The sequence below is a fragment of the Stenotrophomonas sp. TWI1409 genome, from assembly GCF_039673015.1.
In the GTDB taxonomy this organism is placed as follows: Bacteria; Pseudomonadota; Gammaproteobacteria; order Xanthomonadales; family Xanthomonadaceae; genus Stenotrophomonas; species Stenotrophomonas maltophilia_A.
Window position 1 is genome coordinate 1 of sequence record NZ_JBDJKU010000131.1, and the last position, 3,180, is coordinate 3,180.

The 3,180-nt window shown below is 68.8% G+C and carries 2 protein-coding genes; both read left to right on the top strand.

Going from position 1 to position 3,180, the window contains the following annotated elements; genetic code table 11:
• The first annotated feature begins 181 nt into the window (after positions 1-181).
• Entirely contained in the window at positions 182-2,230 is a 2,049-nt protein-coding gene (locus tag ABE423_RS20590; RefSeq protein WP_125892802.1) for an ATP-dependent DNA helicase, read from the top strand.
• A 9-nt stretch (positions 2,231-2,239) separates the two neighbouring features.
• A complete protein-coding gene (tsaB, locus tag ABE423_RS20595; RefSeq protein WP_293799573.1) occupies positions 2,240-2,953 on the top strand; it encodes a tRNA (adenosine(37)-N6)-threonylcarbamoyltransferase complex dimerization subunit type 1 TsaB in 714 nt (237 codons plus the stop codon).
• The last annotated feature ends 227 nt before the right edge of the window (positions 2,954-3,180 follow it).

Genomic DNA, 3,180 nt, shown 5'->3' on the forward strand with positions numbered 1-3,180 from the left:
GCCATGGATGGCGCCATCGAGCCCCCATGGATGGGTTTGCGGCGTGTCCTGCCTGCCCCTCCCGCCCCACCCTGCACGCAGAAACCCAGAGCCGTGAACAACACCGTTGCCGTTGCTGGTGCTCTGGCTCTGGCTTGAAACGGGTGCCGGGCAGCGCCCGGCCGGGTATCCTTTCCCTCTGATGTCCGACCTTGTCCATGCCAGCCGCGAAGCCCTCAGCGACGGCGGCGCGCTCGCCTCGCACCTGGATGCATTCGTCCCGCGTCCGGCACAGCTGCACCTGACCGAAGCCATCGCCGATGCGCTGCAGCAGCGTGATCTGCTGCTGGCCGAGGCCGGTACCGGCACCGGCAAGACGTTTGCCTATCTGGTGCCGGTGCTGCTGTCCGGGTTGCGCACCATCATCTCCACAGGCACCCGCGCGCTGCAGGACCAGCTCTACCACCGCGATCTGCCACGGGTGCGTCAAGCACTCGGGGTCGGCCTGCGCAGTGCGCTGCTGAAAGGGCGTGCGAACTACCTGTGCCGCTATCGCCTGCAGCAGGCGCGCGGCGAGCCGCGTTTTTCCAGCCCTGAACAGGCGGCGCAGTTCCAGCGCATCCTGGCCTGGTCCGGTCGCTCGGAGTTCGGTGACATCGCCGAGCTCGACGGGCTGGCCGACGACTCCCCATTGCTGCCGATGGTCACCTCCACCGTCGACAACTGCCTGGGCACCGATTGCCCGTTCTGGGATGACTGCTTCGTGGTGCGTGCGCGGCAGCGTGCACAGGCTGCCGATGTGGTGGTGGTCAACCATCACCTGCTGCTGGCCGATCTGGCCCTGAAGCAGGATGGCTTCGGTGAACTGCTGCCGGGCGCCCAGGCCTTCGTCATCGACGAGGCGCACCAGTTGCCCGAACTGGCCGCGCAGTTCTTCGGCGAGGGTTTTGGCATGCGCCCGTGGCAGGAGCTCGGGCGCGATTGCCTGGCTGAAGCACGCGGTGTGGGCGGCGCGCAGTCGGCGCTGCAGGAACCGGTCGACCAGTTGCAGCAGGCGCTGCTGGCGCTGCGTTCGGCGATGGAGGGACTGCCTCCGCGTGGCACGCAATGGCGCGCGCTGGCGATGCCACAGGTGCGCGACGGATTCGATACGGTGATGGCAGGGTTGGTGACCCTGGAGCAGGCATTGCAGCCGCTGCGCGAAGCGGCGGCGGGTCTGGATGCCTGTCATGCGCGGGCGCGCGAGGCGGTCTCGCGGCTCAGCCGCTGGCTGGGCGATGACGAACCCACTCTCGATTTCGACACCGATCCGTCGGAAGCGAGCAGTGCGGCCGATGTGCTCTGGTACGAGCTTACGCCGCGTGGTTTCCGTTGCCAGCGCACGCCGATGGATGTGTCCGGTCCGCTGCGTGAGCATCGCGAGCGCAGCCGTGCCGCGTGGATCTTCACTTCGGCAACGCTGACCGTTGGCGGTGGTTTCGATCACATCGCCACCCGCCTGGGCCTGGACGATCCGCACACGCTGGTGCAGCCAAGCCCGTTCAATTGGCCCGAGCAGGCGCTGTGCTACCTGCCCGAAGGCCTGCCCGATCCGGCGGCGCGCGGGTTTGGCACCGCGCTGATCCAGACCTTGCGGCCGGTGTTGCAGGCCTCGCAGGGCAGGGCCTTCCTGTTGTTCGCCTCGCACCGTGCATTGCGTGAGGCCGCCGAGGCATTGCGCGACGGGCCGTGGCCGCTGTTCGTGCAGGGTGAGGCGCCGCGTGCGACGCTGCTGCAGCGCTTCCGTGAATCGGGCAATGGCGTGCTGCTGGGCTCGGCCAGTTTCCGCGAGGGCGTGGATGTGGTCGGCGAAGCGCTGAGCGTGGTGATGATCGACAAGCTGCCGTTCGCGGCGCCGGATGACCCGGTGTACGAGGCGCGGCTGGAGGCGATCCGCAGCCAGGGCGGCAATCCGTTCCGCGACGAGCAATTGCCGCAGGCGGTGATCGCGCTGAAGCAGGGCGTCGGCCGCCTGATCCGCAGCGAGAGCGACCGTGGCGTGCTGGTACTGTGTGACCCGCGCCTGCTCAACCGTGGCTATGGCCGGGTCTTCCTCGATTCGCTGCCGCCGTTCCGGCGTACTCGCAGCCTGGCCGATGTGCAGGCCTTCTTTACGCCACAATGGTCGCCTGCGGCCGATGATGCGGCTGCCCCAGTCGCTGTTGCGACCGGCCCCGAGCCGGCGCCCGGTGCCACGTTCCCCTTGTTCTGACCCGATCCGATGAAACTGCTCGCCTTTGAAACCGCCACCGAAGCCTGTTCCGTTGCCCTGCATGTCGATGGGCAGGTGCTGGAACGCTTCGAGATCGCCCCGCGCCGGCACGCCGAACTGAGCCTGCCGTGGGCGGAGGCGCTGCTGGCCGAAGCCGGCATCAGCCGCCGCCAGCTGGACGGCATCGCGCTCAGCCGCGGCCCGGGTGCGTTCACTGGCGTACGCCTGGCTATCGCGATTGCCCAGGGCATCGCACTGGCACTGGACCGTCCGCTGCTGCCGGTCTCGACGCTGCAGGTGCTGGCGCTGCGGGCACCGGCCGAGGAAACGCAGATCCTGTCGGCGATCGATGCGCGGATGGGCGAACTCTACGTTGCCCGCTTCGAGCGCGTGGACGGCCTGCCGGTGGCGCGTGATGCCGAGCGCGTATGCGCACCCGCTGCGGTATCGCTGCCGGAAGGGCTGTCCGCCTACGGTGTGGGTACCGGTTTCGGCGCAGCCGAGGGCACACTGGTGGCGCAACTTGGGGCTGGCCTGCGTGGATTCGATGCCGCCGCATTGCCGCGCGCGTCGGACGTACTGGCACTGGCGGTGCCGGCCTTCGCGCGCGGTGAAGCCATCGCACCGGAGATGGTCGAGCCGGCGTACCTGCGTGACAACGTGGCACTGACCCTGGTCGAGCAACAGGCCGCGCGCGAGGCGAAGGCGAAGGCCAACGGCTGAGCCCCTCGTGGCGGGGGGGGGTGATCGCGTAAATCAAAAGCCGCGCTTGGCCGGGCGGGGTGGGTTCGCGGGGGACGCCGTGAACCCGTCCCTGGGGGCTTAGCCGCGCCATCCATGGCGCGGATACCCCCGCGAACCCACCCCCCCCGACCGCGGACAGTTTACGGGTGCGTCCGCCCCCGAAAAGCCAAAGAAAATCAAAGGCAAAAACGGCTCGCGGCGCGCGC